General features: G+C 47.7%; 1 protein-coding gene. It reads left to right on the top strand.

Annotated features, from left to right (window positions below; genetic code table 11):
- Positions 1 to 264, top strand: a 264-nt coding sequence (locus MO387_RS20955; RefSeq protein WP_242326517.1) for a transposase domain-containing protein, incomplete at both ends; no start/stop codon positions are given.

Below are 264 nucleotides of genomic sequence, written 5' to 3'. Positions count from 1 at the left end.
GCTTAGCTGATGTGTTAGAACCTGAGTTAATTCAATCTTGTTTGGACTCTCAGGGCGTTGCGACGTTAAGACGGCGTAAATTGCCGATGGATGCGATGATTTGGGCCGCTATCGGAATGGCTTTGTTTCGAGGAGAATCTGTTCGGTCACTCATCAACAAACTCGACATTGTTTTGCCGCAAGAGATTGATTATGTTGCACGCAGCGCCGTGACTCAGGCGCGTAAACGATTGGGCAGTGAGGTTATTCGAGAAGTGTTTAGTC

The organism is Shewanella sp. N2AIL, from assembly GCF_022690845.1.
In the GTDB taxonomy this organism is placed as follows: Bacteria; Pseudomonadota; Gammaproteobacteria; order Enterobacterales; family Shewanellaceae; genus Shewanella; species Shewanella baltica.
The sequence above is the reverse complement of the archived record's forward strand: the minus strand, read 5'-3'. Positions and strand labels throughout refer to the sequence as shown.